Consider the following 26,306-nt stretch of genomic DNA (forward strand, 5'->3'; position numbering starts at 1 on the left):
ATCGGCGCACCGTGATGGAGGATCAGGAGGCACACATGGAGAGACTCTCGCGTAGAACCTTCACCGCCGCGGCCGCGGGCACGCTCGCTGCCGTGACCCTGCCGGCCAACGCACAGGCGGCGGACACACCTGCTGCGAGTGCCGGGACGGAACACACGCCGGCAGCCGGCGGCAACGGCGCCGGGCACAGGCAACTGCGCGGCATGTGGATTGCCACCGTGGCCAACACCGACTGGCCTTCGGCGCCGGGCCTTTCGCCCGAGCAGCAGCGGCAGGAGCTGTGCGACCTGCTGGACGTGGCGGTCGAACGGCGCCTGAACGCCGTGATGTTCCAGGTACGGCCGACCGCCGATGCCCTGTGGCCCTCGCCCTACGAGCCGTGGTCGCAGTACCTCACCGGCGTCCAGGGGCGCGACCCGGGCTGGGACCCGCTGGGGACGGCCGTGCACGAGGCGCACCGCCGCGGCCTGGAGCTGCATGCCTGGTTCAACCCCTACCGCGTCTCGCTCACGACCGATGTCACCGCGCTGACGCCCACACACCCGGCCCGCCTCCACCCGGAGTGGATCGTGTCGTTCGGCGGCAAGCTCTACTACAACCCGGGCCTGCCCGAAGTGCGCCGCTTCGTCCAGGACGCGATGCTCGACGCGGTCCGCCGCTACCCGATCGACGCGGTCCACTGGGACGACTACTTCTACCCGTATCCCGTCGCCGGGCAGACGTTCCAGGACGACGACGCATACGCCCGCTACGGCACAGGCTTTCCCGACCGCGACGCTTGGCGCCGCAACAACACCGACCTGCTGGTGCGGGAGATGGCCGAGCGCATCAAACGGATCCGGCCACGGACGCGGTTCGGCATCAGCCCGTTCGGCGTGTGGCGCAACGCGGGCACCGACCCGCTGGGCTCGGCAACCACTGCCGGCGTGCAGACCTATGACGATCTGCACGCCGACACCCGCAAGTGGGTTCAGGAGGAGTGGATCGACTACATCGTTCCTCAGGTGTACTGGAACATAGGGTTCGCCGCCGCCGACTACGGCGTGCTGGTGCCTTGGTGGTCCAACATCGTCTCCGGCACCAGTGTCCAGCTCTACGTAGGCGAGGCGTTGTACAAGGTCGGTGTCGCCGGACAGCCCGCCGCGTGGCAGGACCAGGCCGAGCTTTCCCGTCACCTCGACTTCGACACCCACTACCCACAGGTGCGCGGCAACGTCTACTTCTCGGCCACGCAGGTCGCCGCCGATCCGCTCGGCGCAATGAGCCGGGTGGTCGCCGACCACTACCCTACTCGGGTGCGCACGCCATGAGTTGAGCACCTGACCGGCTGCACGATGTGTGCCGACGTCACCCGGAACTGGCAGCAGATCCCGCACCGGGGCCCACTCGGTATCGGTCTATGTCGGAGCCGTACCGGGGCCGCCGGGCCGACCGGTCGGACGCGTTCCCGAACCTGTGGGCGACGTAATCACACCCACGAGGACGAACTGGACTCGGCAACCCCGACCACGCGACACGCCGCCAACAGGGCCTCTTGCTTCTCGCTGGACTCGACATCCGCGAGCTACCAAGAGGCCCTTCGTCCATGCCTCCACATCAGCCAACTCACCTGAACCAGGCCCCCGTTCGAACGCCACGGACCACTCGCGCCCTGGCCAATGCTGTACGCGGCGCCGCCGGCGAGCCTGGCCGCGAGGACCTTCCGATTGCGCGTCCACCGCGACGCCGTAGCGCCGCGCGACGTGGTCGCGGCCGGGAGAAATGACAGCGGTCGCGGGGCGATCAGCCCTGCAGTCGCATCCACAGGGCAAGGTCTGTGCTCGGTCACAGCCGTGTGGCCAGCCAGACGGCCACGGCCGCGGTGACTGTGAGTCCGACGTTGAGCGCGATGCGGCGGTCTTCGCCCCTCAGGTGAACGGCGATCGCGCCGGTCTGCAGGAGTACGAAGCCGATGGCCGCGACGGTCGCCAACGACGGAGCGATGCCGGTCAGCTTTGGCAGGATCAGGCCGGTCGCGCCGAGTATTTCGACCGCTCCCAGCGCCCTGAGAGCAGGCAAGGGCATGTGGTCGACCCAGGCCATCATCGGCCGGAGTTGATCGCGGCTGCGGATCACCTTCAGCGTGCCTGCGTAGAAGTAGAAGAGCGCGAGCAGTCCCGCGACGATCCAATAGGCGATGTTCATGGTTCCCGTTCAAGGGCCACCAGTTCATGGGGCCCGTCGATTGCGTCGCTTGCCACAAGAGACCTCGTGAACGCCCGGTCCGTCGTCCGAGAAGGCGGGCCGTCGCCGACGGCGACAGGCGACAGTGCCACCACTGTGCCGGTCCGAGGGAGGGTGGCCGGGCACATGCTGTGCCGTCGGCTTCAGGCGGGGTCGGGGTCGGTGGCTGGCTCGGTCGCGTAGCGGCTCATCACGTCGATGTTGGCCTGTTGCGTCAGCGGCCGGCCTCCGGCGAGCACCTCCTGGAGCTCTCGGAAGTACTGCACGTACAGGTCAGGCGTGAAGGTGCTGAGCATGACGGCGGGTTGGTCGGTCAGATTGGCGAAGGTGTGCGGAGTTCCGGGCGGAACCATCACGAGCGTGCCCGAGGCGGCGTCGTGGTCCTCGTCCCCGACGGTGAAGCGCACGGTGCCGGAGAGGATGTAGAAGCCTTCGTCGTGTCGGGCGTGGCGGTGCTGCGGCGGCCCCTGGGTGTGCGGGGCGAGGACGGACTCGGCGATCGCGAGGCGGTGCCCGGTGTGGCTGCCGTCCTCCAGAACGCGCATGCGCGTGGTGCCCAGAACGATCGTCTCGCCGTCGGCGGGTCCCACCACGGATACATCGGCGTGGGTCTGCGGCTCGCTGCTCTTCGCTTCTTCGGTCATGCTCACAAGTGCACCGCCCGGCACCTGCCAGTGTCCAAGACCCATCCCACGGCGCCGATACCTCGTGGGTATCGTTGCAGCGTGGAGCTACGAACCTTGCGCTACTTCGTGGCGGTCGCCGAGGAACTCCACTTCGGCCGGGCCGCCACCCGGCTGCACATGAGTCAGCCGCCGCTGAGCCGGGCGATCAAGCAGCTGGAGGCCGATGTCGGGTCCCTGCTGTTCGTCCGCTCGCCTACGGGGGTCACGCTCACTGCGGTGGGCTCGGTACTGCTCGACGAAGCCCGGGCCCTGCTCGACCATGCCGACCGCGTCCGGGTACGCGTGAGCGCGGCGGCCGGCGTCGCGACCATCACCGTCGGCATCCTGGGCGACGGCACCGACCCGGGAGTGGCCAGGATGGCCGCCGCCTACCGCCGAAGTCGCCCCGGCATCGACATCCGCATCCGCGAGACCGATCTGACCGACCCGACCTGCGGGCTGCGCGCCGGAATGGTCGACGTCGCGCTGACTCGGGCGCCGTTCGACGAGACGGCCCTGACGGTGCGTGTGCTGCGGACCGATCCCGTCGGCGTGGTCCTGCGCGCCGACGATCCGCTGGCCCGCCGCGACGGGCTGCGACTGGCCGAGCTGAGCGACCGCCCCTGGTTCCAGTTCCCACAGGGCACTGATCCCATCTGGCAGTCGTACTGGAACGGTGGCAGGCTGCGCGAGGGGCCAGTGGTGCGCGCCGTCCAGGAATGCCTGCAGGCCGTGCTGTGGAACGGCACGGTCGGCCTGGCCCCACTCGGACACGACCTGCCGGCGCAGCTGGTCGTGGTGCCGCTGATCGACATGCCGCCGAGCCGAGTGGTGGCGGTGTGGAACGAGGGTGACACCAACCCATTGATCCGATCCTTCATCGACACCGCGACAACCGCGTACCGTCAGTGAGCACCGACAACCGGTCTGCCGCAGTTCGTGAACAACCGGCAGACCCTCGCTGGCGTGACGACGCCCAGGAGGCGATCCTCGTCCACGAAGCTGATCTGGTCGCTGCCTGAACGCTCCGTTGCCACGAGGACAGAGCGCCGTACTTGCCCATGCGGGCCAAGTACGGCGCTCAGTCACAGTTGTGACCGAGCACTTTGGTCGGCCCTACGTTCTGGGGACGGATTGGCCGAGCCCTACGTACGGTTGGGCACTGTCCTGCCACTGTCGATCTGGCCTTTATCTCAGGTGATGTGGTCCGATTCGCCTGTGGTCTCCGGTGACCTGGTTCGCCTACGCGACGGCGCGGTGCAGGTCGTAGGGGGCGGCGAGCGATCGTCTCTTACACGGCCTACGATCGGGGCGACGTCAGTTCATCGACTGCAGAATGCGGTCGAGTGTGCGGCGCCCCATTCTGCTCATCGTCGGATTACTCTCGACGTAGTACCAGACAACACCCATCGCCTGTTCGAACGCCCATGCCTTGCCGCGCTCCCACTCCAGATCGTCACAGACCAGTGTCCGCCGGAGCACTTCCCGCGGGCCTGGCTGCAACAGGTGCCAGGCACTGACCAGATCCAGCGCAGGGTCGGCCGGGCCGAAGCCGCCGGTGTCGAGTACGCCGCTGAGCCGGTCTCCCGCAACCAGTACATTGCCGGGAATCAAGTCACCATGGCTCATCACGTCGGCACCCGTGCGTGGCAACTCCCGAAAATGGCTCCACACCTGGCGCAGCAGAGGCACATCGAGCAGCCCTGTACTCTCCTCGAAGCACTTCGCCATCCATTCGTCGTGCTGAGTGAGCACGCCGCCGCGGCTTTCGCCGCTGAAAAGCCGCCCCCGTGTCTCGGTGTCCCGGAGGCCTGCGATGAAGGCCGCAAGATCCTCGGCAAAAGCGTCCGACCCACTCGGGTCGGCATCAGAGGCGACCGTTCCCGGCAGCCATGTCTGGACCGACCACGGCATGGGGTAACCCGCTCCAGGCTTTCCCAAGGCGACGGGTTCCGGGGCGGGGAACCGAGACACCTGTGCCAGCTCCGCGCTCGCCTGGGCTTCCTGTTCCAGAACCGCCAGCGCCTCGTCAGCATCGGCCAGACGCAGTGGGAGACGCGCGGAGAGGTCGTTCCGATGCGGAAGATGGCGTTGACCGTCCCGGTCGACGACAGGAGTTGGATCGCCTTGCCGCTCCACTGAGGGAACTGTTCTTGGATCAAGGCCGCAACGATTTCGATGGTCACGTCCACTTGGTCATCGTGCATGGTCATCTCTCGCAGGCCCTTCCACCAGTCCAATTCGAAACGCCGGAAGCAGACCAGATCAACTGAGACACCAGCCAGTATTCATACGCCAGGGTCCAGATCAACTGAGATTTTCGTCCACCCAGGTGTCTCTACCGCTCTGGTCGCCCTCAGGGCGGTGATTGCCTCATCCACCTGCCCAGCCTTGACCAGCAGTTCGGCGAAGTCCTGACTGGCAAGCTCCGTCGCCTCGGCGATGTCGTCGGGGCGGACCAGACCAGGTCCAAAACCTCCTCGGCGCTGCCCACCCGCAGCAGGATGCCGGCCTTCGCCCGGTGGGGCGGCCAGCCCCCCAGTCGGCCGCGGCGAACCGCTCCACCACGCCCAGCGCCCGCTCGAACTACCCGGCCCTGCACAGTTCCTGCGCCGCCACGTCGGCACAGAACCACTCACCGCGCTCGGCGGCCACTTGGATCAGCAGCTCCAAGTGCCCCTGCTCCAGCAGCAATCGCGCCAACCGCGGCGCCATGCCGCCGTTGTATCTTACCTGCCACTCAAGATCGTCAAGGGTCACGCCCGGGAGCGTACGGGCGCCCACTGACACTGGCTCTTCCCAGGCCGGCGCCCACTGCGGACACACTTCAGTCACGGTGCTGACCCAGACTTCCGTGCCAGTCTCGGTCTGGCGGATGAGCGGTCCATCTGCGGCCACTGAGCGCCGCGGTTGGCGGATGTGGTGCGGACCACGGCGCTTCGGGGCAGGTCGCTCAGGCTATGGACCGGATCTCCCGAAGCGCAACATCGACGGCGTCTGCCTCAAGTACTGTGGCGCCGCATGATCGACTCCAACGCTGAGATCACCGAGGAGCTGGTCCGCGGCCTGCTCCAGGATCAGCACCCAGACCTTGCGAAGCTGCCGATCCGTGAGGTGGCGGGCGGCTGGGGCAACCAGATGTGGCGACTCGGGGACGAGCTGGCCGTACGCATACAGCGGATGAACACCCGCCCCGATCCTCAGCTCAAGGAGCGCCGGTGGCTGCCGGTTTTGGCCCGGCAGCTACCGCTCCCGATCCCGACGCCGGTGCGAGACGGCGAGCCGTCCGAGCGCTTTCCCAAGATCTGGACCGTCATGACGTGGGTTGACGGCACTCCGCTGGACCACGGCTCGATCAGCCGCGTCGAGCACGCGGCCGACACCCTGGCGGCTTTCCTCAAGGCGCTGCATGTGGAGGCCCCCGCCGACGCACCAGTCGATACGGTCCGAGGCGTTCACGCCCAGGGGTGCGCGGAGACCTTCGAGGAGTTCTTCCAGGCCGTCGCCCCCAGCCACATCGCAGACCAGGTCCGTGCCGTCTGGGACGAGGCCGTCGCGGCCCCCGCGTGGCAGGGCCCGCCAGTGTGGGTGCACGGCGACCTGCATCCCGCGAACGTCGTCGTCGCGGACGGGACGCTGGCAGGCGTGGTCGACTTCGAGGACGTTTTCGCCGGCGACCCGGCGTGGGATCTCGCCGCCGGATGGGTACTGCTGCCCGAGGGCGGCGCCGCCCGCTTCTTCGACGTCTACGCACAGGTGGACCAGGCGACGGTCCGGCGCGCCCGCGGGCTGGCAGCGATGAAGAGCTTGTTCCTGATGCTGATGGGTCAGAACGGGGACCGCGGCCTGCCCGGCGGCAAGCCGAAGTGGGGACCCGCAGGCCGATCGGCACTTGATCGCGTCGTGAAGGGCCTTTGATCTCGATACGAGCCTGACCGGTCCCTGCTCTACCTCAGGCGTTCCGCCGACTTGATCACGCGTCAGGCGGCAGAGCAGCTGGGCCAGGAACCTGGTGCCCAAGTCACGGCGCGGGTGAAGAACTGACGGCTGCTACCGTGCCGCCTGATCGGCGGGGAGCCAGCTGCGCGGTTGGAGGCGTAAATGCCCACAGTTCCGGTGTTCCTGATCTTTGCCGTGGCGGCCTTCGCGCAGTCGGTGACTGGGTTCGGATTCGCCCTGGTCGCCGTTCCACCGCTCGGATCAGTCATCGATCCCAAGGCTGCCGTGGTAACGGTCGGACTGGTCAGCCTCTTCCTGACCACCGGCACCGCAATGGCTGACCACCGCCATGTGCGCTGGACGGTCGCGCTGGCGTTCTCCGGTACAGCCCTACTCGGCATGCCTCTGGGCCTGCCGCTGAGCGCGATAGTTGGCCTGGCGAATGTGACGGTGGCCCGTCGGGCAACGCGTGGGGTTCCCGATCGGAGCGGGGGACGGGCCACCTTGGGCCGATGGGATCAGGCGGGCTGCGGGGCGGGCATTGCCGGAGCGGCCGCGACCTTGCGGGTCTCGCGCATCATCAGCAGACCGTTGACGACCATCAGGGTCGCGGTCAGGCCATGGACGCTGAGCGCGGTGGCCATGGAGCCGTGGTGGGCCAGCACGGTGGTCATGTCGCCGTACGCGGCGAGGGCCTCCGTCAGCAGCACCCAGCCCAGTGCCCGGCGGTGGCCCGTCACCAGCAGGACGCCAAGGACCAGGGCCAAGACGACGTCGCGGATTCCCTTGATGATTAGGAAGCCGCCCCCGTCGCCGGACGGCCAGGTTGGCAGGCCGAAGCTCGGCGCCGTCGTCTCCGGGCTCAGGATGAACTCAGTCCCGAACCAGAGGATGAAGAGGATGAAGGCGGCGGCCAGGAAGGTGTTGATCTTCTTCAGCGGCATCGTTCTTCTCCTTGCGAGTCTTCGTGGGCTTGGTGGAGCCTGGTGAGTCGTCTGAGGCCTGGTCGGGCGGCGGGGACGCGGCTGATGTAGTGGGTGTGGCGGGGGCGGCTGATGACGTGCCAGATGTCGCGTACCGGTGCGGGGAGGTCGGTCAGGAGCGGGGCGTGCTAGGCCGGGTTCGCGTCGTCCAGGGCGAGGCCGATGAGGGTGAGCTTGGGTGTGTTGGTCACCAGGTGGTCGCCCGGGCAGGCCCATGTCTTTTCGGTGATGTGCTTGGCCGCGGGCGCAAGGAGGGTGGCTTCCTTGTCGTCGGGGTGTTCGGGCAGGGCGGCCCAGGGTGTTGGTGTCCGGGTTCTTGATGTGGATGGGGGTGGCGGTGCCGCGGACATGGAAGTGCTGGGCGCCGCCCTCCAGGACGGTGGGTGATCCGGCGCGGTCAGGTGAGGGCGGTGACCAGCAGGGTGAAGGCGGCGATGATGACGGCGACGCGGACGTAGTGGTAGCGGTCCCAACGGTTCATCTGCTGCTTCCAGTCGTCGGGCCGGTTCTCGGGGGTCCACGTCTTGCCCCTGTTGTTGATCGGGACGAGCAGCAGGATCGACATGATCACGCTCAAGATCAGCAGCGCGCCGGCGGTGACGACGAGGCCGGCGCCGGGGCGGTGCCATCCGGCGATGGCCCAGACCGCGGTGAGGACGAGCGAGCCGATGTACCAGAACGGCATCACGGCGCCGAGCATCCGGCCCCCGTGGGCGCGGGCGAGTTGGCCGCTGTCCTCGGGGAGTGCATTGAAGATCCGGTTCATGACGAAGGCGACGGAGAACTCCACCCCCACCATCACGCCGACGACCACGGTGGTGAACACCTCGAGTGCGTTGAGCATGATGACCCCTCCTGGGATCTAGCGTTGCTAGCTGATGAGGCAACGCTAGTACTACTGCCGCTCGATTGTCTAGCGATGCTAGGATCGAATCATGTCGGTACAGGAACGCAAGGAGCGCGAACGGGCGGGCCGCGAGCGCCTCATCGTGGCGACAGCCCGCGAACTCGCAGAGCGGCAGGGCTGGGACGCCGTCACCACCCGCCGGCTCGCCGAGCGCATCGAATACAGTCAGCCCGTCCTCTACAGCCATTTCCGAGGCAAGCGCGAGATCATCGGCGCCGTCGCCCTCGAGGGTGCCTCCGAGCTGGCCGCGGCGGTGCGTGCCGCGACCGCCGCCGCAGACGGCCCCCGGTCACGGGTTGCCGCCCTCGCCCGCGCGTACCTCGACTTCGCCCAACGCAATCCGGCGGTGTACGACGCGATCTTCCAGCTCGACGGGGGTCTCGCGTACGCACAGGAGGACACCCCCGAGCCGCTCAAGGACGCTTTCGCCGCGCTGCTGGAGTGCCTCGGCGAGGTCGCCGGGGACGGAGTCCACCCGGGGCTGTTCACCGAGACGTTCTGGGCCGCCCTGCACGGCGTCGCGACCCTGACCCGGGCGGGACGGCTGCCGCCGGAGGAAACCGAGCGGAGGGTGGAACTGCTGGTGGACCGGCTCGCCATGGTCTGACACACCGCCCCGGCGGGCGCGCAGTCGGCCGGGGTACTGGGGCCCCGCTGCCTGCCTTCGGCGAGCGGGATGCCGTGGCCGTCGGTGAGGACGTGATGTTGCCCGGTCGTGTGCGGTCGACCGGGCTCGGACCCTTTTTGGGCTGCGCCGAGCTACCCAGACGTAGGAGGCGTCGATGACCGCCCGTGACCAGTCCAGCTTGTTCGCGGTCCGGTGTAATTGCGGATAGTCAAAAACACCTTTTCAGGCCCTCTTGGTTGGGATCGATCATCTGGGGACAGGGGAGGGGGCGGCGGCGCTGATCACCTGTTTCAGCTGAGAGGAGCCACTGAATCCGCGTCGAATTCGATCGCGTCCGAAGCGTTGGAGTTTGCCAGCTGCTGAACGGTCCAGATCCACTTGCCGGTCACGGTATAGCGTGTTCCCCACCGTTGGGAAAGTGCTGCGACGAGCTGCAGCCCGCGACCGCCTTCGTCTGTTTCCGAGGCGTGGCGGATGCGAGGCATGGTCAAACTGCCGTCGGACACTTCGCAGATCAATTCCTTCCCTCGCAGCAACCGCAGTCGCATGGGGCCTTTGGCGTACCGGACGACGTTGCCCACCAGCTCGCTGGCCAGGAGCTCCGTGGTCATGGTCAGCTCCTCCAGTCCCCATTCCGCCAGCTGGCTCCGGACATAGCCACGCGCCTGGCCTGCCGCTTGCGGTTCATTCGGCAGTGACCACGAGGCAATGCGGTCGGCAGGGAGTGCGTGGACCCGTGCGATGAGGAGTGCGCTGTCGTCGGCAGTGGGCTGGTCGGCCGGCAAAAGTGTGGCAACCAACTGGTCGCTCAGCCAGGCAAGGTCGTTGTTGCTGGTGGTGCTCAGCAGTCGTGCCAGCTCAGCCTGGCCCTGGTCGATCTGACGTACCAACGACTCGACCAATCCGTCGGTGTAGAAAACAAGGAGGCTCTCTGCCGGGATGGTCAGCTCTAGTGTTCTGAAGGGCGGATCTGCGGCGCCAAGCGGCGGATCTGACACCGTATCCAGGAAGTGCACTGATCCATCCGGACGGACCACGGCGGGCGGAGGGTGCCCGGCACTCACGATCGAGCATCGCCCGTCGGTGGAGTCGTAGAGGGCGTACAGGCAGGTGGCATACGAGTCCTCGCCGAGCTCGCCGATGGCGTCGTTCAGATGGCTCATGATCTCGTCGGGAGGCAGTTCCAAATCGGCGAGTGTGCGCACGGCCGTGCGGAGCCGTCCCATGGTGGCAGCCTCGGACAGGCCGTGGCCCATGACGTCGCCGATGACGAAGGCGACCCGGCCCGCCGAGAGGGGGATGACGTCGTACCAGTCGCCACCCACTTCCATGCCTTGCCCGGCAGGGAGGTAGCGGGCCGCAGTCGTGCACTCGGCCAGCTGCGGCAAATCCTTCGGGAGTAGGCTGCGCTGCAGTTCATGAGAGCGCGTGTGCTCGGCCTCGTAGAGCCGGGCGCGCTCCAGAGCGTGGGCGACGAGAGCGCTGATTGCGGTCAGCAGCGTGCTTTCCTCGCTACTCAGAGTGATACCCGGTCGTTCGAAAGTGATCACACACACGCCAAATGTATGACCGGACGCGGTCAACGGCAGGTACATTGCAGCGTGCATGCCGGTCGCCTCTGCGAGGTCGGCAATGTGGGGATACCTCATTCGGTATTCCTGCACTGTGTTCACGAAGACGGAGTTTCCGGTGACAATCGCCTCGCTGATCGGATCCCGCTCCATGAGCGCACGACCGTCGACGATGCCGAGAATGTCTCTCGGTACTCCGCGTGCTCCGATGGTGTGAAGTTGGCCGTCCTCCACGATGTGCATGAGCAGGCCATCGCCGGCAACCGCGGGGAGAACTCTCTGAGCTACCGCATCGATGACGTCCTGTGAGGTCGTTGCCTTAGAGAGAGCGGCCGTCAGCTCAGCGGTTCGAGCCGCGCGCTCCGCCGCGGCTTGTTGTGCCGCGACACGCGCTGCGTCTTCCTTTCGCTGTTCGCTGACATCGGTTGAGTAGATGGTGATCCCGTCTGGCATGGGAACGATCCGAAGGTGAAAGGAGCGTCCCGCCGCCCCCTCGACATCGAATTCTGCGGGAGCCCCCTCCTCGGCCGCCTTACGGCAGCCGGCCTCGAGGCCGCGCATATGCTGAATGGGAGGTAGTTGCCAGAGCACCCGACCGAAGAGGTCCTCGTCCTGGTAGCCAAGCGTGCGCTCGGCCTCCAGATTGGTGAAGAGGATTTTCCAGTCGTGGTCGAGGGCGAGAAACCCGTCGCGCATGTGACGCAATACCCGGCTGAGAGTATTTCGGGCAGCGGGAGACTCATTGCTCTCCCATGCCCGACCGATCATGCGGTAAGGCTCGCCGTCCTCGTCGAGCACGACCCTGGCGCGCGTCTGAGTCCACCCATAATGGCCATCTGGCCGAAGTACGCGGTACTCAGCCTCGAAAATGCTCTCGTCGCGGATGGCCTTCTCGACGGCTGCCAAGGTGGAGGGCAAGTCGTCCGGGTGGACGATCTTCATCCAGCTTTCGACCCGTGGCACGAAACTGTCCGGGGTGGCACCGTAAACGATCATTGCTGCGTCGTCCCACAGCAGTTCCCCCGTCCTCATGTTCCAGTCCCACGTGCCTACTTGCACTGCGCGTAGGTCGCTGCTGATACTTCCCCCCGCTTCCTCCCGCAGGCGCCCGGTCGGCGGCGGCGCGGCCATGGTCCGCTCCTGAGCCCAAGCGGCTACGGCACCCATGAACTCCCACTGTCCAGCAGTCGGTTGTGCGCCTTGTGTGACCACGGTCAGTGCACCCCGCGGGCGGTCGGCGCCGAGCAGAGGAACCGCCGCTAGACCGGCGCCAGACCACCGCGCGCATCGCGTGTCGCCATCGGACGGCTGCGGGTGTGGCGCCCACGCCGGGCGCCCCCGACGCACTGCCAGTGCTGGCGCCTCCACGCCCTCCTGATCGACGATCTCCCACGACCGAGCATCGCTGGGGGGCAGGCCCATAGAGGCGACCAGGCGTAGCGCAGACATGGGGCCGCGCAGGTGCACCGCGCCGCCAAGACCGCCCAGCTCCGCCACCGCGTGCAGCAAAGCCAACCGGAGGACCTCGCTCTCCGCGATGCCCGCCTCGACACTTTCGAGCAATGCAAGCCTGCCGTTCATTTCGCCACGGTATATTTTAGTCTCTTTTCTGTCATTACAGAATGAATCAGACAGCTCCAGCGCGAGGGTAAGCCCCCACTGTCGGCTCTCTAGGCAACCGCCCAAGGTGACGGAGCCGGACCGAGCGGCAGCGAGACGTTTGCGCCCCGTCTGGAGTAGGTCGCCTGTTTCCAGGACCGTCGGCCGGCACATCCAGAGGCACCCGACCTTCCTCGAGGGGTCAGCGTCAGGCTGCTCCGACGGCGAGGGGTTGTCCCATAACGGCTGGCCATGAGTGAGACGATCCTGGTGTGACAGTGCGGACGCCGTCCTGATCGTGGACGGAACCCTGGTGCCCAAAGCCTGAGCCCTTGGTGAGTGTCCCGGATCCTGGAAGGGGCATGAGGAATGGGTGTTGACGTAGTGCTGGTGCAGGTGACGCATCGGGGGACGAGTCCCAAGAAGCGTCGGCTGGCCACGGTGGAATTCGTACAGGACGGGGCGGACCTGTTCTCCGGTCTGTGCGTGAACAGCAGTCTGCCGATGCTCAACCGCGTGGCCCCCTACCGCACCCAGATCCTTACGTCGGTGGACATGCCACAGTTCCTCTCCGAGGTCGACGCCACCTGTGACCTGGTGAAAGGGCAGCAGGAGCGGGACATCCTGGAGAAGATCCGCGTGCTGGCCGAGCGTTGTGCGGAAGCCGCGAGCCTGGAACTCCACCTGCAGGGCGACTAAGAGTTACCCCGTAGCCGCTGGCCAAGAGTGAGATGATCTTGATGCGGCTGATGTGATCACGGCGGCGGAGCCGTCCTGGATAGGTCCGTTCACCGGGCTGAGCCCGCTCAGCTTCGGCAAGTTGGTGACTGCTGTGCGGCGTGAGACGGCTGCCGACCTCCAACGCGGGCGACGCTGGAGGCTCTCACTGCAGGACCGGATCCTGCTGGTCGCGGCTTATGGGCGAACGAACGTGACGACGAGCCAGCTCGCCCCGCTGTTCGGGGTCTCGAAGTCGGCGGCATTGCATTGGCTGTCCGATCGAGCTGGCCGAGGCGCTGCGGCATGGTGAGAAGGTCTCGGGACCTTGACGTCAGACCTTCCGGATCCGGTCGGCGATCTCCGGTCTCGCTGCGAACCCGGCCGCCTTGTATGTGGCGACGCCGCCGACGTTGGAGCTCGGCGTGCACACGCGCACGCTTGAGGAGCCCATCTCCCGTAGTGCGGCGGCCCCGGCGACGGTGATCGCCCGGCCATAGCCGCGGCCGCGGTGGTCCGCGTGGGCGCCCATCGGTTCGACGAGTCCAGCCTTCCCCGGGCCGGCCGACCAGACCGTCACCACCGCCGCGGGGTTGCCCTGGTCGTCGTAGGCGCCTAGGCATCGGGCGTCGGCGTAGAACGGTGCCGCGGACATCTTGTGCCGGTACTCGTGTGTGGGCCTCGTGGTGTTGAACGCGGACCGCAGGACGTCGGCGAAGTCCTGTGCCTGCTCCAGGCCGATCTCCTTGATCCGCACGCCGGGGTCCTCCACCGCATCGGCGAGGTCGCGGAAGAGCGGTGTCCACGGCTCGTCGACGCCCCAGCCCTCCTTGGTCAACAGGTCGTGGAGCAGCAGGCCCTGCGGCGCCTCGATGGATACCGCTCCTTCCGGCAGCACGCCGCGCTCAGCCAGCGAGAAGTCCTCCACGAGCCGTCGCGCCAAGTCCTCGTCATGGAAAGCGTCGGGAGCGACCGTCATCCGCACCACTGTCGGCGAATCGAGCATCCCGACTGCGAGGATCCGTCCGTTCCGGCTCCAGGTCCGGACCACCGTTGCCGTCTCGGCCGTTCCGAACCGGTAGTTCCAGCCGATGTCCCCGGGATGCAGTTGCATCGGCGCTTCGTCGTGCTGCCACTCCCGCAGCGCCGCAATTGCCTCGCACACTCCGTCGGCCGTCGGCGTACTCAGCACAATCGTCATGGACGGGATCAGACACCCCGTCTCGGTGGCACGCAAGCGATTAACTGACCAAGCGCTTCGGGGTGATGGTGGCGGGAATCGATGGCGAGTCCGGTCCTGGCGAGGAAGCCGCCGAGGACGTCGGGACGGTACGGGAGGCGCTTGAGTCGGTTGCGCCCGAGCGCGGCGGGTCGGTTGAGGGCAAGGTTGGCGAGGTTCGCGAGGCTGTGTTTCACGTGGGCCCACTGGCAAATGACCGTCAGTCGGCCGTACAAACCAGCTGACCACCTCGAGGCGCCGAAGTCATTAGGGACTCGGCCGCGTTTCGCCGCACTGTTTGGCTGCCGGGCCGCTGTGAGAACCGCAGGTCGAAGAGCTCCTTCGCCGTGCCGTAGCGCATCGGCCTGCCGAGCGGGGTGTGGAAGAGGTTGACGATCACCATGTCGCAGGCCGCGGCTACGACCACCGCATCATGCCCAGGCTGGTAGCCGGCATAGAGGGCCACCATTTCTGGCTCGACCGGGAATGGCCTGGGGAAACGAGACGTGGCGACAGGGCCGTTCGCGTTGTCTGCTCGCCGTCGGGCCGGGCATGGAAGCGGTCCGGCAATCCTGCAGCCCAGCATCTGGGAATCCGCCGGCAGGTGCATGTCCTGCCGACGTAGCCCAAGGGCCTCCCAGATCCGGACGCCGGTCTGGGCCAACAGGCTGACCGGGAACCTGTCCAGAGCGGGCGTCGCGGCCGCAGGGAGCTTCTCGACATCTTTCGGCTGCAGCCACTCGTAGGTGTCTTCGGCCACTCCGAACTTGACTACTCTGACTTGCACTTCGCGGAACTGGCCGTCATTACCCGTCTCCATCTCATGGCGGCGTGGGGTGCACGTACCGCAGCTCCGACAGACGGGCCAGCGCCGTAGGTCCACTCAGTCCTGCTTGACCGCGAACCGAAGAAATCAATGACTGCTGTCATCACGGCATTTGCGGTCGTCCTCGAGCGACACCGCTCACGCCCACCGGCTGGTATGTGGTTGCCTTCCCAGGCCAGTGGCAGGGTCAGGCTCTGGTGGGTCGGATGCGTAGACCGTCGAGGATGAGGTCCAGGAGGCGGGTTGCGCGATCCGTTGAGTCATCGCCAGGAGGGATGCGCCACAGGACGCTGAGCTGGAGCAGTACGTCCTCCGGATCGAGGGCGGGTTTCAGGTCTCCCGAGGCGGTGCCGGCATCGAGGAGGACCGTGATGGCGCGCAGGAAGGGTTCGTAGTTCTTGTCGTCGAGTCCGCCGTTGGTGGCCGCGTGGATGACTTCGGATACGCCGTATTTGAGTTTTCCGTAGCGGGCCACTTCTTCGAACCATCGGCGCAGGGCGTCGAGGGGAGGGAGATCGGCGGCGAGCGTGTGGGCCAGGTCGATGACCTTTTGGATCTCCTGGTGAAAGAGCTCCACGATCAGTGCCTCGCGGGTGGGGAAGTGCCGGTACAGCGTCCCCACACCGACCCCGGCCTGCTTGGCGATTGCTGTCATGGAGGCGCTCGAAGACGTGGCGAAGGCATCGCCGGCGACGGCGAGGATGCGCGCCCGGTTGCTCAGCGCGTCGGTGCGCTTGGCGCGGGGAGAAGGCGCGGTCATGGCGGGTCCTATCGGTCCGGTTCCAAAGCGGAAGGGCTTCCGTTACGTTCGAGGAGAAGTACCGGAAGGGCTTCCGTTTAATCTGTCGCATCACGTGGAGGAGAGCCATACCGGAATCGGTTCCGGTCACCGGAGGCACCGGCTACGTCTGGGGCTGGTGCGTTGTCGAGTTGCTGCAGCGCGGCTACCGCGTGCGCACCACCGTGCCAAGCCACAGCAGGGAGCAGGCGGTTAGTGATGCCGTGGCCGCCCAGGTTGATGCGGACGGCCGTCTGGAGTTCGCGATCGCCGACCTAACCGCAGACGAGGGCTGGGAGGCCGCCGTCAAGGGGGTGGACTACGTGCTGCACGTCGCCTCCCCTCTGGGTAGCGCGGGCGTCGGCGACCCCGAGGCTTTCATCGCCCCCGCCCGCGACGGAGCCTGCGCGTGCTGCGCGCCGCCACCGCTGCCGAGGTGCGGCGGGTGGTGATGACCTCCGCGGCGAACGCGGCCAGCCCCTCCTCCTGCTCCGAGGACGGCGTGACCGGCGAAACCCTGTGGACCGACCCCGACGACCCGACCCTGATCCCCTACCGCCGCTCCAAGACCCTTGCCGAGCGCGCCGCCTGGGACTACATGGCCACCTACGGCGGCCCCACCGAACTCACCACGATCCTGCCCGGTGCCGTCTTCGGGCCGATCCTGGCCACGAGCACCATCGGCTCGGTCGGCATCATCAAGCACATGCTCACCGGCACCCTGCGCGGCGCACCCTGTATCGGCCTCGAGAATGTGGACGCCTGCGACCTCGCCGGCATCCACATCCGCGCCATGACCTCTCCCAAGGCTGCAGGGGAGCGCTTCCTTGCCACGGGCGAGTTCACCTGGATGCTGGACATGGCCCGCGCCCTCAAGGATGAGCCGGGCGAGGACGGCCGGCAGGTCTCCACCGAGCAGACCCCCGACGAAGCTGTCCGCAACAACCCGGCGATGAGCGAGATCGCCCCGTCCCTCGGGCGCCCAACCAGCACAGCACGGCCAAGGCACACGCCATCCTGGACTGGCAGCCCCGCCCGGCCCGCGAGACCGTTGTCACTGCGCCGCAGCCTTCTTTCCCATGGCGCCGTATAGCGGGCAAGGGGGTCGCCCGCCAAACCCGCCGATACAGGTAGCACCACCCCAGGGCATGCGTGTTCTCCACTGGCGAGAGCCCGGGCGCGACCTCAGATGATCAAGGTCCATCTCACCGGCAGAGCGAAGACCCTGCTCGGCCAGCAGCCGCTCGCCAGACTCTCCTCGACTGCGCGGGAGCCTCCTTGCGCACGGAGCCATCCGACGTGGTGAGGACCCGTCACAGCACGCCCTGGGTGCCTTTTCCAGACGGGGCCGGCCTGACCCTCGCGCCACCTTGCTCCCGGCACCGATACCGACCTGTGTGCCAGTCCGAGTGGTGCACCGAGCCGCCGTCGTCAGGCCATCACCACGGAACGCGCCACTGCCCCGGATCACGCCCCACTACGGCCTGCCGCGAACGGGAAGATCTCGATCCTGCTTCCGCGTGTCGGCGCTGGCAGCGCACCGACCAGGCAAATGCGTAACCCGAAGTCCGCGACAAGCGCTGCGGACCAAGGCAGCTCACCGACGCCGCCTGCGCTCGGTCTGCGCACCGCGGCACCCTCTCGCCGATGACTAGCACGGAGAGCCGTTGGAGTCTTCGGCCGCTGAATGAATCAGGCCGTCTGGCTCACAGGGAGACTTGAGGTGGGCGTGGGGCCCCTGGGTGGTGCTCCAGGGGCCCCGGGCGGTGCCGACCGGGCGGCCGGGTCGGTGCGGGTCAGTAGTGGCGGTGGCAGTTCTTGTGGTTGTGGTGGCCGCGGTGGCTCCAGCTGCTGTACCAGTAGTTGTACCGGTAGTTGTCCCGGTCCCGGTAGTTGTCCCGGTCCCAGCGGGAGCGGCAGTCGTCGTCGTACCGGTTCCAGTAGTGGGCGCCGCGGTAGTGCCGGTCGTTGTCGCACCGGTCGTGGTCACCGTGGGTGGGGTGCAGGACCCGGTAGGAACCGGACGGGGCGGCGGCAGTGGTGGACGCCATGGCCGTGCCGGTGAGGGGGATGGCGATCGCGGCGACGGTCAGGGCCGCCGTCGCGGTAGCGCGTGCCAGTTTTCGCACCGTGTTTCTCCTTGGTTTCGGTGAATTGCCGGATGGCGCGTCAGACATTACTGGCCCGCCGCCCCCAGCCGATTTATCCGGCCGATTCTCCGCTGCTTACCGGACGACAACGCCTGGCGGTTTCTTGACGGGCAGATGGGCTGTGACCTGCACTTATCCTCTGCTCGTGGTCTCGGTCGCCAGGTGGTGGGAAACACCCTTCAAGGTGAAACGGCTTCGGCATGTCGGGGAATTTTTGCGAATCGCCGCGAGAGCTGAACAATTTCCTCTTTGGTGCCCCGGGAATTGCGGTGACGAATTCCGTCCCGATTGTTATTCGCAGGGGCTGTGCTGCGGAAATCGTGCGGTGTCGGATCATATGTGCCCCGTGTTGCGTGCAGCCGGCCGTACGGTCACTGGGGCCAACTCACGATGGCTGGATGGCTGGATGGCTGGTCGGGGCTGTTCTGTGTTCAGGCCGGTCCCCGGTGGGGTGGCTGGTGTGGGTGCGCATGTGGTGGTCGGGTGTCGTCGGTGAGGTTGGGCGGTGACTTGCGCGGTTCGAGTCCGGTGCTCGGAACCGGCGTGGGGACTTTGGTGGCCGGTTCCTTCGCCGGCCGGGGACTGCGCGTGTCGACGGCCGGGTCCTGGCCCGTCCTGGTTGTGGCGTCCGCGTGTTGGGGCGGCACCGTGCGGGCGGTGGCCTCCGCGTCGACGAGGTCGGTCCTGCGGCGCTTGCGGGGTGGTGTGCCGGGGGCGCTCCATAGGATCTGGTGAATTCAGTGCAGGCTCGGCCGAGGGCACCGAACGAGGGGCACCGAACGAGGGGCGCCGAACGGGCTTACCTGGCAAGGAAGTTGGTGCTATCCGGTGGAGGCGGGTGGCCGGGAACTCCTTGTGGTCCGGAAGTATGCGGTCGCGGTGTTCCGGCGGCAGCGGGGGGCATCTTTGTGGGTGTCCACCCCCAGACCACGTCCGCAACCCCACTCGTTCCCGGGCCTGTTGCCCTTGCGGGGTCGGGGTACGACCATGACAAGTACCGCCTTCTCGTTTGGGATCTCAGCGTGAAGCCGCTGATCGCCCGCCGTGGCACCGAGCGCGGCTCCGGCTTGGGCAAGCAACGCTGGGCTGTAGAGCGCGCGTTCGCTCACCTGTACTGATTTCGCCGACTGCGGATCCGCTGGGAGATCCGCGACGACATCCACGAAGCCTTCCTCACCCTCGGATGCGTACTCACCTGCTGGCGGCGACTGCGCGCTGTGGTGGGCGATGCCGTGGGATAGTTGGCCGCCGCTAGCCGGTTGAGAACTTCCTTGGGCATGAAGCTCCAGCCGACCAGGCGCGACCCGCTCCAGTTGATGCCGATCACGAGTCCATCCCGGGCAGCATCGGGCAGTACTCGATCGCACCAGGTGTCCAAGGGCATGGACTCAACGCGGAGTCCATGCCCCCAGATCTTCGCTGCCCTCTGGGCGCGGGGCGAGGTCGACCAGAAGGGGGGACTTCGCGTGCCGTCCGAGGAGAGGTGGGTTGGGCTTCCGTCGTCACCCCGGACAAGTCAGACCACCTTGCTTTGGCGGATATCTCGGAAGAATGCCGCCGCTTGCGAACCGCTCAGACTCATGACCGCCGAGCCTACTGGTCCCCAACAGCCATTTCGTTAGGAGTCTCAGTCTCAGGGGCTGCGGTAGGCGGTCAAAGCCAGGCCGTTTCCCTGTGTGTCTCCTGAGCGCGGCATGCCGAAGGGATCATGAGCGGTCATGGCAGGTTGCTGTCGCATGTTCGGTCTCAGCCTCAGCCTCAGCCTGAGCCTCAGTCTCGGTCTGAGTGGCTGCGGTAGACGGTGAGGATGGCTCCGCTGACTTCGATGCGGCGTTCGTGGAGTTGTTCTTCGCAGTGGAGTGCGGTCAGGCAGGTGCGGAACAGGTCGAGTTCGTGGGTGTCGAGGACGGCGGCGGCCAGGCTGAGGAGTTCGTCGAGGGTGGTGGGGGTGAGGGTTTCGGGGAGTTCGCCGGACAGGAGGACGACGGGTTCTCCGGTCCGGTCCCTGACGACGGCGGTGGCTGACGCTCCGTGGACGACGAGCACGTGCACCCCTCTCGAGGAGGTTTTTGGGGTGGTTCACCCTTCTTGCGGGTCGAGAGGATAGTCACGCCGCGGGGCGGCAATGGGGGGCGGATGGCTGCGAGTTGGGCCATTCGGGTGTCGGCGCCGCGCGTGCCGGACGAGTTTCGTTTCGGGGTGCTGGCGCTCCTGCCTGCTGGTTCTCCTGTTGGGTGAGATGTCCGGGGAGGGGGGATGTGCCGGAAGTGGTTGCCGGAGGATTTCCCGACCCGCTACTGTCCAATCTCGTCAGACAGATCGTCCGGCATGAATGGACGTCCGGATGGGATCCGGAGCTGTCCCATGCCCCCTTCAGCAAAGGAATCACCATGCTCGGCATGAGTGAACTCGACGCGGAGTCCGCACAGTTGCTGCCCGGCCGTGAGGCCCTGGGCCGGCTGAAGTTCAGCCTGGTCAAGACGACCAACGTGACGAAGCACGTCGCCTACGTGTCGGCGCACAACAACTCGTACGCGCTGAACGCCTGCTCGCCCGAGGCGATCGCCCAGTCGGCTGGTAACCAGTCGATCTCCGTCCACCAGTGACCGGCATCCACCCCGAAAGAGGATTCACCATGAACAACGACCAGCTCAACGCCGAGTCCGCGGAACTGCTCCCCGACCGCGAGGCCCTGGGCCGCCTGAAGTTCAGCTTCGTCAAGACGACCAACGTCACCCGCCACGTTGCCTACGTCGACGCGCACAACAACTCGCTCGCCGCGAACTACAACTCCCCGGAGGCGATTGCCGCGTCCGAGGCCAACCAGTCCATCAGCATCAACCAGTAACGGATGCCTGGGCGTGGGGGCCGCGTGTGTGGCACACGCGGTCCGCACCGGGGAGGGAGGACTGCATGGTGGACAACCACCGAAGGGGCCACGATCCCGCTCTCGCGGGGACGGCACTGCAGGACACGCACCACGCGCCGCCCAACAGCGAAACGTTTCCCTCGCACGACGCGCCCCCCGCAGACAGCGCGTCACACCCAGACACGACGTTTCCCCTGTATGAGGCACCCATGGACGGTGCGCCACCCTGGGACGCAACGTTTCCACTGCGCGAGGTGCCTGTCGTTGACGGCGCGTCACACAAGGGTGCGGAGTTTCCCCACAACGCCGCGTTCGCCGGCGGCAGCATGTCCGCCGCGGACGTCACGCTGGTCCAGGACGACTCGTATACCAAGAACAGCCAACCCTGGGACGGCACGTTCTCCGGGGGTAGCACGTATCCCGGTGTCGGCACATCGGCTGGGGTCGGCGTGCCGGCCGAGGTCGGTACGCTGGCCGGGGGCGGCACCCATCCCGGTAACAGCACGTCGGCTGGGGTCGGGACGCCGTCTCGGGATGCGGGTGGGCAGTTGGTGTCTGCTGTGCCGCGTCCGGTGGTGGGGTTGCAGCGTCTGGGGGAGTATCAGGGATCAGGTTCGCGGGAGCGTAAGTATCTGATCCGTAGGGCGGATGGGCAGGTGGTCCAGCTGTCCCGGTTGCTCTACCTCGTCACGGAGGCCATCGACGGTGTGCGCGACACGATGGCCATCTCCCACCGGGTCAGTGGCCGTTTCGGACGCGAGATCAGCGCGGACAATGTCGAGTATCTCGTGGAGCACAAGCTCCAGCCCCTCGGTCTGACTGTCCCGCCCGGCCGACAGGACGAGCAGAGCGTTGCCGCTCCGCGCTCCGATCTCCTGCTGGTCCTCAAGGGCCACCGGGTCATTTTCCCTGAGCGGCAGGTCGCGCGTATCGCGGGGGCGTTGGCGTGGCTTCACCGGCCGCCCGTGGTGGCCCTGGTCCTCGCCGCCCTCGCGTCCCTGGACCTGTGGCTGTTCGCCTTCCACGGCGCGATGCAGCCGGTGCTCCAGGTCGTGGAGCAGCCGGTCCTGATGCTCGCGGTGTTCGTACTGATCGTGGCTTCTTTGGTGTTCCATGAGTTCGGACATGCTTCGGCCTGCCGTTATGGCGGTGCACGGCCCGGGAGTATCGGCTGCGGCCTCTATTTGATCTGGCCCTCCATGTATACGGACGTCACGGACGTCTACCGGATCAACCGGACCGGCCGGATCCGCACCGACCTCGGCGGCGTCTACTTCAACACGGTCTTCGTCCTCGGCCTGGCCGGCGCCTACTTCGTCACCGGCCAGCCCTTCTTCCTGGCCGCGGTCTATCTCGTCCACTTCGAGATCCTCGAGCAGCTCATGCCCGCTCTGAGGCTGGACGGCTACTACATCCTCGGCGACCTCGCCGGGATCCCCGACCTGTTCGGGAAGATCAAGCCCATTCTGCAGAGCATGCTGCCGGGCCGGGAAACCCCCGCCGAAGCGGCCGACCTCAAACGCTCCGCACGGATCATCGTCACCATCTGGGTCCTGACGATGGTCCCGCTGATCGTCGCCGAGCTGGGGTATGTGCTGTGGAACCTGCCGCGCCTGATCGAGACCGGGCTGCGCGCCCTGTCGGAACAGGCGGTCGGCACCTGGTCCGCGTTCACCGACGGCCAGATCGCCGCCGGACTCGTCGGTGTCATCGGCCTCGTCATGCTCCTGTGCCCGCTGGCCGGCGCCGTATACCTGTGCGCGCGTCTGGCAGGAAGGGTCGTGCGCGCCACCCTGCGCGCCACCGAGAACAACATCCGGGTGCGGCTGGCCATCTGTGCCGGTGTGCTGGCCGCGTGCGGTGCGCTGGGTGCGGCCTGGCTGAGCGGGATGACTCCCGAGCCTCTGCCCTCGCAGGCACCGATCGTTCCCCTGCTCGAACCCGGAGTCGTCGCCCCGCGCACCTCGGCCCCCGCCACCAGCGTCCCGCCGGACGATTTTGTGCCCCCGGCGCCGCAGCTCACCCAGGCACCACCGGTGAGCCCGACACCCACGCCCGAGGCGTCCCCCTCTACCACGGCCTCGGCGAGTGATTCTCCCTCGGCCACCGACCCGGCAGCCGCCCCCTCGCCGACCAAGGCGAGTCCGAGCCCGAGCCGGACTCGTCGCCCGAGTTCGGCGCCGGCCTCGCCCAGTCCTTCCTCCGGCACGCCGAGCCCCACCGCGTCCACCTCGCCGTCGGACAGTGGTTTCCCGACACCCACCATGAGCTTCCCCGGCCCCCTGTCCACATAACGCCAATGAAATTCCGGCCTATGACACCCCCGGGTCTCGTGCCGCCTATGCCGCCCCGGCCTTGTGCCGCCGCCGCTGTACGACTGCAGTAAGGAGAAAAACTAGTGAGTCACCGAAAGCCGCGTCCGCGCACTGGCGCACGCACCGCTATGCGCCTGGGCATGCTGACGACTGTCTGTCTGACCGGACTTGCCACCACCGCCCCGGCCGACGCCGTCACAGGGTCGCGGGTCACCGCCGGTGCGGGTATCGCCCTGGACGAGGCACGCTCCCAGGCCAACCCCAGGCACCGGGCCGACTACGACGACGAGTTCACCATCCACCAACTCGGCACCGTCCTCGGCGCCGGCGTACGCAACCGGGCGATCGCCCGCTCCACCGGCTGCTCACTCGAGCGGCCCTGCCGCTCGGTCGCCCTGTCTTTCCAGGTCGTCACCGCCACCGGCGCCGCACGCCTGAACGCCTCCAACACCAGCAGCGCGGTCAACGACCACTGCCCGGGCTGCCAGACCTTCGCCGGCGCCTACCAGTTCATCGTCTCCACCCCCTACCGCTTCACCCTCACCCAGGCGACCAGGAACCAACTCGCCGTCTATGAACGACGGTTGGGGGCACTGGAGCGCAGCCGGGAGCCGATCGGCACGGTCAAGAACCACGCCGACACCCTCGCCGCCGAAGTCGTCAGCCTCCTCCAGGACGCCGTGGCCAACACACCCCACGGCCCGGCCGTCAACTCGCTCAACCTCAGGCCCACCGTCACCCTGCGCCGCCACATCGACTAGCACTCCCTCCGCGCCCCACGACAGCACATCTGCCACCTCCCGAGTCCGGGAGCAGGCCCCAGCCACCCCCTTCTCGGGTGGGCCTGCCCCCGGACGCCCCCGGGTCCGGGAGCAGGCCCGTCCACCTCCCAGGGTGCGGGCCTGCCCCCGGCCATCTCCCCGGTCCGGCCTGATCCTCTGGATCCAGGGACCTCGTCTCGTCTTCACTTCGGCATCCGACAGAAGCACACAGACTCATGCGATATCCACCCGAACTGCGCCGCCAGGCCCTGCAGATACTGGCCGACGGTGAACCCGTCAAGAACGTCGCCGCCACTCTCGGCCTGCGCGATCAGACCCTCTACCAGTGGCGGCGCCGGCACCTGCCGCATCTGGGCCGCAGCGCACACGCCCCCTCCACCGGGTCGGATCTCGAAGCCGCGCGCCGGCGCATCACACAGCTGGAGACCGAACTCGCCGCCTGGCGGCGCGTGAGTGAACTGCTGCGGGAGGTCCTTTCCCCGAAAAGACGGTTCGAGGCAGTACATGTGATGGCCAGGGAGGGCCTGCCGGTGCGGGTGGCCGCGCGGGTCCTGGGGGTGACCGAGTCCGGCTACTTCACCTGGCGTTCCCGCCCGCCCTCCCCACGCGCCCTGCGGCACGCCTGGCTCACCGAACTCATCACAGTCATCCACGCCGCCTCGAACGGCACCTTCGGATACCGGCGCATTCACAGCGAACTCACCCACGGCTACGGCATCACCGTCAGCCACGGCACCGTGGAACTCCTCATGCGCCGCGCCGGCCTCCAGGGAGCGCCGGCCGACCAGCCCTCTCTCACGACAGGAACCGGCCTGTGCCCCTGAACCACCCGACACCGCCCCTGCCCATTGCCGCGCTCCTGCGCACTCAGATGCGCGCGGACCAGGACCTGCCGGCCTCCCAGGCACACCAGGTGCTGCTGCACTGTGCCCTTGATGCCGCCTGCATCACCCCGCGGACCTCCGACCTGCGTGCCATCACCAGCATCGCCGAACTCGACTACCAGGCCGTGGCCACAGTCATCAGATGGCTGAGAACCCTCACCGACAGACGATGAAGGTCCGGCAGCCGACCACCGAAGGCCAGCCCCAGGTCAGCCCGAGCTGGTGCCGGTCTGGGTGTCGTGGTCGGGGGTGCTGCGCAGAAGGGACTCCACGAGCGCGGTGACATGACGGCGGTCGGCATCCGACAGCCGCTGCAGACTCGCGATCAGCGTGGCGATCTCCGGATCGGACGCGGAACCGGCACCGTCCTCGAAATACAGATGAATACCGCACGCCTCCGCGGCCGCCCGGCGCACCGCGTCCAGAGGCAGCTCCAGCCCCCTCGCCAAGCCTTCCAGGGTGGCCTGCTGCGGCATCCGCGCCACCTGCGCCACGGTCGCCAGATGATGGACCGTCGAACGCGGGATACCACCACGCCGGGCCACATCGCCGTAGGACCAGCCCTGTTGCTCCAGCCGGTTCTTCACCAATTCCTGAAGTGCATTGGCCACGAGATCGATTCTCCCTGCTCCTACCGCCCCAGGCAAATGACCACCCAGACGCGACATCCCACCCGCATACGGCATCCCACGACACCAGAATGATCACACAGCCGAACCCACACAGACCCCAACAGGCAGCAAGCAGCAAGCAGCAAGCAGCTGGCTGCCCTCGCCCGACCCGTGCGCCCCGGCGAGCGGCGGCCCAGTCCATACTCAACCGTCTCGGGCTCGGCGGGTGGAGACGCTGACGTGCCCCGGGTCTCGTGGAGCCGAGCGGTGTGAATCCAGGCCACTGGGCCGACCGTTGAGGACCCCAGTTCATACCCGGCCGGGTGAGTAGGCCGAGTGCACGGCGGCGGCACGTACGGTCGAAGAAGATCTCCAGGCACTCGAAGATCGTGTCTGCGAGTCCGAGGCAGGTCGCCACCTGCGGAAGGTATGGGAGCCCGGTCTGCATCCGGCCCCAGAAGAACTCGATCACGGCGATGTCGCAGCAGTCGTCGATCGTGCCCATGGAGGGGACCAGCCCTGATGCTTGGGAGCGTTCGCTGAACGCCCAGGAGTCGAACCGGCCGACCCCGACCGGCCGCCGCAACACGAGACCTCTCGGCCAAGAACAACTGCTCGTCGACGGTTTCGGCAGGTGCCC

Annotated in this window: 26 protein-coding genes and 5 pseudogenes; 15 read left to right on the top strand and 16 right to left on the bottom strand. The window is 67.2% G+C overall.

Translation table 11 applies throughout. The features are described 5' to 3' along the window. Positions 1-35 precede the first annotated feature (35 nt). On the top strand, positions 36-1,310 hold the full coding sequence (locus LGI35_RS43765) for a glycoside hydrolase family 10-like protein (RefSeq protein WP_227299983.1): 1,275 nt from the start codon (positions 36-38) through the stop codon (positions 1,308-1,310). 514 nt (positions 1,311-1,824) lie between these two features. On the opposite strand, the gene LGI35_RS43770 is transcribed toward LGI35_RS43765, so the two are convergent. Next, positions 1,825-2,184 carry a DoxX family protein gene (locus LGI35_RS43770; RefSeq protein WP_227299984.1) on the bottom strand — a complete coding sequence of 120 codons (360 nt, stop codon included), beginning with the start codon at positions 2,182-2,184 and terminating at the stop codon, positions 1,825-1,827. A 182-nt stretch (positions 2,185-2,366) separates the two neighbouring features. Beyond that, on the bottom strand, positions 2,367-2,867 hold the full coding sequence (locus LGI35_RS43775; RefSeq protein ID WP_227299985.1) for a cupin domain-containing protein: 501 nt from the start codon (positions 2,865-2,867) through the stop codon (positions 2,367-2,369). Between the two features lie 81 nt (positions 2,868-2,948). Here LGI35_RS43775 and LGI35_RS43780 point away from each other — a divergent pair, with 81 nt between their 5' ends. Continuing rightward, positions 2,949-3,800, top strand: coding sequence for a LysR family transcriptional regulator (locus LGI35_RS43780; protein ID WP_385126300.1), 852 nt, complete (start codon positions 2,949-2,951; stop codon positions 3,798-3,800). 405 nt (positions 3,801-4,205) lie between these two features. On the opposite strand, the pseudogene LGI35_RS43785 reads toward LGI35_RS43780, so the two are convergent. Together LGI35_RS43785 and LGI35_RS43790 are read right to left on the bottom strand one after the other, a co-directional pair. Next, positions 4,206-5,101: pseudogene (locus LGI35_RS43785) on the bottom strand (aminoglycoside phosphotransferase family protein). 373 nt (positions 5,102-5,474) lie between these two features. Beyond that, positions 5,475-5,648, bottom strand: coding sequence for a hypothetical protein (locus LGI35_RS43790; RefSeq protein ID WP_227299986.1), 174 nt, complete (start codon positions 5,646-5,648; stop codon positions 5,475-5,477). Positions 5,649-5,909: 261 nt separating this feature from the next. Here LGI35_RS43790 and LGI35_RS43795 point away from each other — a divergent pair, with 261 nt between their 5' ends. Beyond that, positions 5,910-6,806, top strand: coding sequence for an aminoglycoside phosphotransferase family protein (locus LGI35_RS43795; protein ID WP_227299987.1), 897 nt, complete (start codon positions 5,910-5,912; stop codon positions 6,804-6,806). Between the two features lie 183 nt (positions 6,807-6,989). Further along, positions 6,990-7,244 (top strand): annotated as a pseudogene (locus LGI35_RS46735) (TSUP family transporter); the annotation flags it as partial. 101 nt (positions 7,245-7,345) lie between these two features. Here the strand turns inward: LGI35_RS46735 and LGI35_RS43800 are convergent. The 3 genes from LGI35_RS43800 to LGI35_RS43810 form a co-directional block, all read right to left on the bottom strand. After that, positions 7,346-7,771 carry a DUF4267 domain-containing protein gene (locus LGI35_RS43800; protein WP_227299988.1) on the bottom strand — a complete coding sequence of 142 codons (426 nt, stop codon included), beginning with the start codon at positions 7,769-7,771 and terminating at the stop codon, positions 7,346-7,348. Between the two features lie 167 nt (positions 7,772-7,938). After that, on the bottom strand, positions 7,939-8,160 hold the full coding sequence (locus LGI35_RS43805; RefSeq protein ID WP_227299989.1) for a hypothetical protein: 222 nt from the start codon (positions 8,158-8,160) through the stop codon (positions 7,939-7,941). 47 nt (positions 8,161-8,207) lie between these two features. Beyond that, positions 8,208-8,654: an anthrone oxygenase family protein gene (locus LGI35_RS43810; RefSeq protein WP_227299990.1), complete on the bottom strand. Its 447-nt coding sequence runs from the start codon at positions 8,652-8,654 to the stop codon at positions 8,208-8,210. A 91-nt stretch (positions 8,655-8,745) separates the two neighbouring features. On the opposite strand from LGI35_RS43810, the gene LGI35_RS43815 reads away from it, so the two are divergent. Further along, on the top strand, positions 8,746-9,324 hold the full coding sequence (locus LGI35_RS43815; protein WP_227299991.1) for a TetR/AcrR family transcriptional regulator: 579 nt from the start codon (positions 8,746-8,748) through the stop codon (positions 9,322-9,324). Positions 9,325-9,635: 311 nt separating this feature from the next. On the opposite strand, the gene LGI35_RS43820 is transcribed toward LGI35_RS43815, so the two are convergent. Continuing rightward, positions 9,636-12,497, bottom strand: coding sequence for a SpoIIE family protein phosphatase (locus LGI35_RS43820; RefSeq protein ID WP_227299992.1), 2,862 nt, complete (start codon positions 12,495-12,497; stop codon positions 9,636-9,638). Positions 12,498-12,884: 387 nt separating this feature from the next. Here LGI35_RS43820 and LGI35_RS43825 point away from each other — a divergent pair, with 387 nt between their 5' ends. Next, entirely contained in the window at positions 12,885-13,214 is a 330-nt protein-coding gene (locus LGI35_RS43825) for a hypothetical protein (protein WP_227299993.1), read from the top strand. A gap of 52 nt (positions 13,215-13,266) precedes the next feature. After that, a pseudogene (locus LGI35_RS43830) lies at positions 13,267-13,497 on the top strand (helix-turn-helix domain-containing protein); the annotation flags it as partial. Between the two features lie 69 nt (positions 13,498-13,566). Here the strand turns inward: LGI35_RS43830 and LGI35_RS43835 are convergent. From LGI35_RS43835 to LGI35_RS43845, 4 genes and pseudogenes are all read right to left on the bottom strand, one after another. Next, the gene (locus LGI35_RS43835) at positions 13,567-14,433 is read right to left on the bottom strand and encodes a GNAT family N-acetyltransferase (protein ID WP_227299994.1); all 867 of its coding nucleotides are present in this window, start codon (positions 14,431-14,433) and stop codon (positions 13,567-13,569) included. An 8-nt stretch (positions 14,434-14,441) separates the two neighbouring features. After that, positions 14,442-14,657, bottom strand: a pseudogene (locus LGI35_RS46740) (hypothetical protein); the annotation flags it as partial. A gap of 14 nt (positions 14,658-14,671) precedes the next feature. Continuing rightward, on the bottom strand, positions 14,672-15,271 hold the full coding sequence (locus tag LGI35_RS43840) for a site-specific integrase (protein WP_227299995.1): 600 nt from the start codon (positions 15,269-15,271) through the stop codon (positions 14,672-14,674). A 193-nt stretch (positions 15,272-15,464) separates the two neighbouring features. Next, complete coding sequence (locus LGI35_RS43845; RefSeq protein ID WP_227299996.1) at positions 15,465-16,037, bottom strand: TetR/AcrR family transcriptional regulator; 573 nt, start codon at positions 16,035-16,037, stop codon at positions 15,465-15,467. 170 nt (positions 16,038-16,207) lie between these two features. Between LGI35_RS43845 and LGI35_RS46260 the strand changes: the two genes are divergently transcribed. Beyond that, a complete protein-coding gene (locus LGI35_RS46260; protein ID WP_264484711.1) occupies positions 16,208-16,507 on the top strand; it encodes a Rossmann-fold NAD(P)-binding domain-containing protein in 300 nt (99 codons plus the stop codon). Beyond that, a complete protein-coding gene (locus LGI35_RS46265) occupies positions 16,465-17,148 on the top strand; it encodes an NAD-dependent epimerase/dehydratase family protein (RefSeq protein ID WP_264484712.1) in 684 nt (227 codons plus the stop codon). Before LGI35_RS46260 ends, LGI35_RS46265 begins: the two co-directional genes overlap by 43 nt. Positions 17,149-17,851: 703 nt before the next feature. Here the strand turns inward: LGI35_RS46265 and LGI35_RS43855 are convergent. The 3 genes and pseudogenes from LGI35_RS43855 to LGI35_RS43870 form a co-directional block, all read right to left on the bottom strand. Next, entirely contained in the window at positions 17,852-18,184 is a 333-nt protein-coding gene (locus LGI35_RS43855; RefSeq protein ID WP_227299997.1) for a hypothetical protein, read from the bottom strand. Between the two features lie 1,126 nt (positions 18,185-19,310). Next, positions 19,311-19,700 (bottom strand): annotated as a pseudogene (locus LGI35_RS46745) (DUF2750 domain-containing protein); the annotation flags it as partial. A gap of 275 nt (positions 19,701-19,975) precedes the next feature. Then, the gene (locus LGI35_RS43870) at positions 19,976-20,251 is read right to left on the bottom strand and encodes a hypothetical protein (protein WP_227299998.1); all 276 of its coding nucleotides are present in this window, start codon (positions 20,249-20,251) and stop codon (positions 19,976-19,978) included. Positions 20,252-20,604: 353 nt separating this feature from the next. On the opposite strand from LGI35_RS43870, the gene LGI35_RS43875 reads away from it, so the two are divergent. From LGI35_RS43875 to LGI35_RS43900, 6 genes are all read left to right on the top strand, one after another. Next, positions 20,605-20,811 (top strand): hypothetical protein, encoded by a 207-nt coding sequence (locus LGI35_RS43875; protein ID WP_227291889.1) that lies wholly within the window; start codon positions 20,605-20,607, stop codon positions 20,809-20,811. Positions 20,812-20,840: 29 nt separating this feature from the next. Then, on the top strand, positions 20,841-21,053 hold the full coding sequence (locus LGI35_RS43880; protein WP_227291888.1) for a hypothetical protein: 213 nt from the start codon (positions 20,841-20,843) through the stop codon (positions 21,051-21,053). A gap of 470 nt (positions 21,054-21,523) precedes the next feature. Further along, positions 21,524-23,368, top strand: a complete 1,845-nt coding sequence (locus LGI35_RS43885) for a zinc metalloprotease (RefSeq protein ID WP_423835784.1) — start codon at positions 21,524-21,526, stop codon at positions 23,366-23,368. A 161-nt stretch (positions 23,369-23,529) separates the two neighbouring features. Beyond that, the gene (locus tag LGI35_RS43890; RefSeq protein ID WP_227291886.1) at positions 23,530-24,150 is read left to right on the top strand and encodes a hypothetical protein; all 621 of its coding nucleotides are present in this window, start codon (positions 23,530-23,532) and stop codon (positions 24,148-24,150) included. Between the two features lie 236 nt (positions 24,151-24,386). After that, positions 24,387-24,995 (top strand): IS3 family transposase, encoded by a 609-nt coding sequence (locus LGI35_RS43895; RefSeq protein WP_227300000.1) that lies wholly within the window; start codon positions 24,387-24,389, stop codon positions 24,993-24,995. Further along, the gene (locus tag LGI35_RS43900) at positions 24,986-25,228 is read left to right on the top strand and encodes a hypothetical protein (protein WP_227300001.1); all 243 of its coding nucleotides are present in this window, start codon (positions 24,986-24,988) and stop codon (positions 25,226-25,228) included. Before LGI35_RS43895 ends, LGI35_RS43900 begins: the two co-directional genes overlap by 10 nt. A gap of 36 nt (positions 25,229-25,264) precedes the next feature. Here LGI35_RS43900 and LGI35_RS43905 read toward each other — a convergent pair whose 3' ends face one another. Beyond that, on the bottom strand, positions 25,265-25,666 hold the full coding sequence (locus LGI35_RS43905; protein ID WP_227300002.1) for a helix-turn-helix domain-containing protein: 402 nt from the start codon (positions 25,664-25,666) through the stop codon (positions 25,265-25,267). Positions 25,667-26,306: the final 640 nt, after the last annotated feature.

It is taken from the genome of Streptomyces longhuiensis, from assembly GCF_020616555.1.
Lineage (GTDB): Bacteria > Actinomycetota > Actinomycetes > Streptomycetales > Streptomycetaceae > Streptomyces > Streptomyces longhuiensis.

What these genes read in the sequence shown, in the direction of transcription:
- LGI35_RS43820 (WP_227299992.1), bottom strand. Translation starts at nt 12,497, where the DNA reads ATGAACGGCAGGCTTGCATTGCTCGAAAGTGTCGAGGCGGGCATCGCG.
- LGI35_RS43895 (WP_227300000.1), top strand. Translation starts at nt 24,387, where the DNA reads ATGCGATATCCACCCGAACTGCGCCGCCAGGCCCTGCAGATACTGGCC.
- LGI35_RS43805 (WP_227299989.1), bottom strand. Translation starts at nt 8,160, where the DNA reads ATGTCCGCGGCACCGCCACCCCCATCCACATCAAGAACCCGGACACCA.
- LGI35_RS43765 (WP_227299983.1), top strand. Translation starts at nt 36, where the DNA reads ATGGAGAGACTCTCGCGTAGAACCTTCACCGCCGCGGCCGCGGGCACG.
- LGI35_RS43825 (WP_227299993.1), top strand. Translation starts at nt 12,885, where the DNA reads ATGGGTGTTGACGTAGTGCTGGTGCAGGTGACGCATCGGGGGACGAGT.
- LGI35_RS43800 (WP_227299988.1), bottom strand. Translation starts at nt 7,771, where the DNA reads ATGCCGCTGAAGAAGATCAACACCTTCCTGGCCGCCGCCTTCATCCTC.
- LGI35_RS43775 (WP_227299985.1), bottom strand. Translation starts at nt 2,867, where the DNA reads ATGACCGAAGAAGCGAAGAGCAGCGAGCCGCAGACCCACGCCGATGTA.
- LGI35_RS43835 (WP_227299994.1), bottom strand. Translation starts at nt 14,433, where the DNA reads ATGACGATTGTGCTGAGTACGCCGACGGCCGACGGAGTGTGCGAGGCA.
- LGI35_RS43890 (WP_227291886.1), top strand. Translation starts at nt 23,530, where the DNA reads ATGCTGACGACTGTCTGTCTGACCGGACTTGCCACCACCGCCCCGGCC.
- LGI35_RS43815 (WP_227299991.1), top strand. Translation starts at nt 8,746, where the DNA reads ATGTCGGTACAGGAACGCAAGGAGCGCGAACGGGCGGGCCGCGAGCGC.
- LGI35_RS43810 (WP_227299990.1), bottom strand. Translation starts at nt 8,654, where the DNA reads ATGCTCAACGCACTCGAGGTGTTCACCACCGTGGTCGTCGGCGTGATG.
- LGI35_RS43770 (WP_227299984.1), bottom strand. Translation starts at nt 2,184, where the DNA reads ATGAACATCGCCTATTGGATCGTCGCGGGACTGCTCGCGCTCTTCTAC.
- LGI35_RS43880 (WP_227291888.1), top strand. Translation starts at nt 20,841, where the DNA reads ATGAACAACGACCAGCTCAACGCCGAGTCCGCGGAACTGCTCCCCGAC.
- LGI35_RS43845 (WP_227299996.1), bottom strand. Translation starts at nt 16,037, where the DNA reads ATGACCGCGCCTTCTCCCCGCGCCAAGCGCACCGACGCGCTGAGCAAC.
- LGI35_RS43840 (WP_227299995.1), bottom strand. Translation starts at nt 15,271, where the DNA reads ATGGAGACGGGTAATGACGGCCAGTTCCGCGAAGTGCAAGTCAGAGTA.
- LGI35_RS43875 (WP_227291889.1), top strand. Translation starts at nt 20,605, where the DNA reads ATGAGTGAACTCGACGCGGAGTCCGCACAGTTGCTGCCCGGCCGTGAG.
- LGI35_RS43795 (WP_227299987.1), top strand. Translation starts at nt 5,910, where the DNA reads ATGATCGACTCCAACGCTGAGATCACCGAGGAGCTGGTCCGCGGCCTG.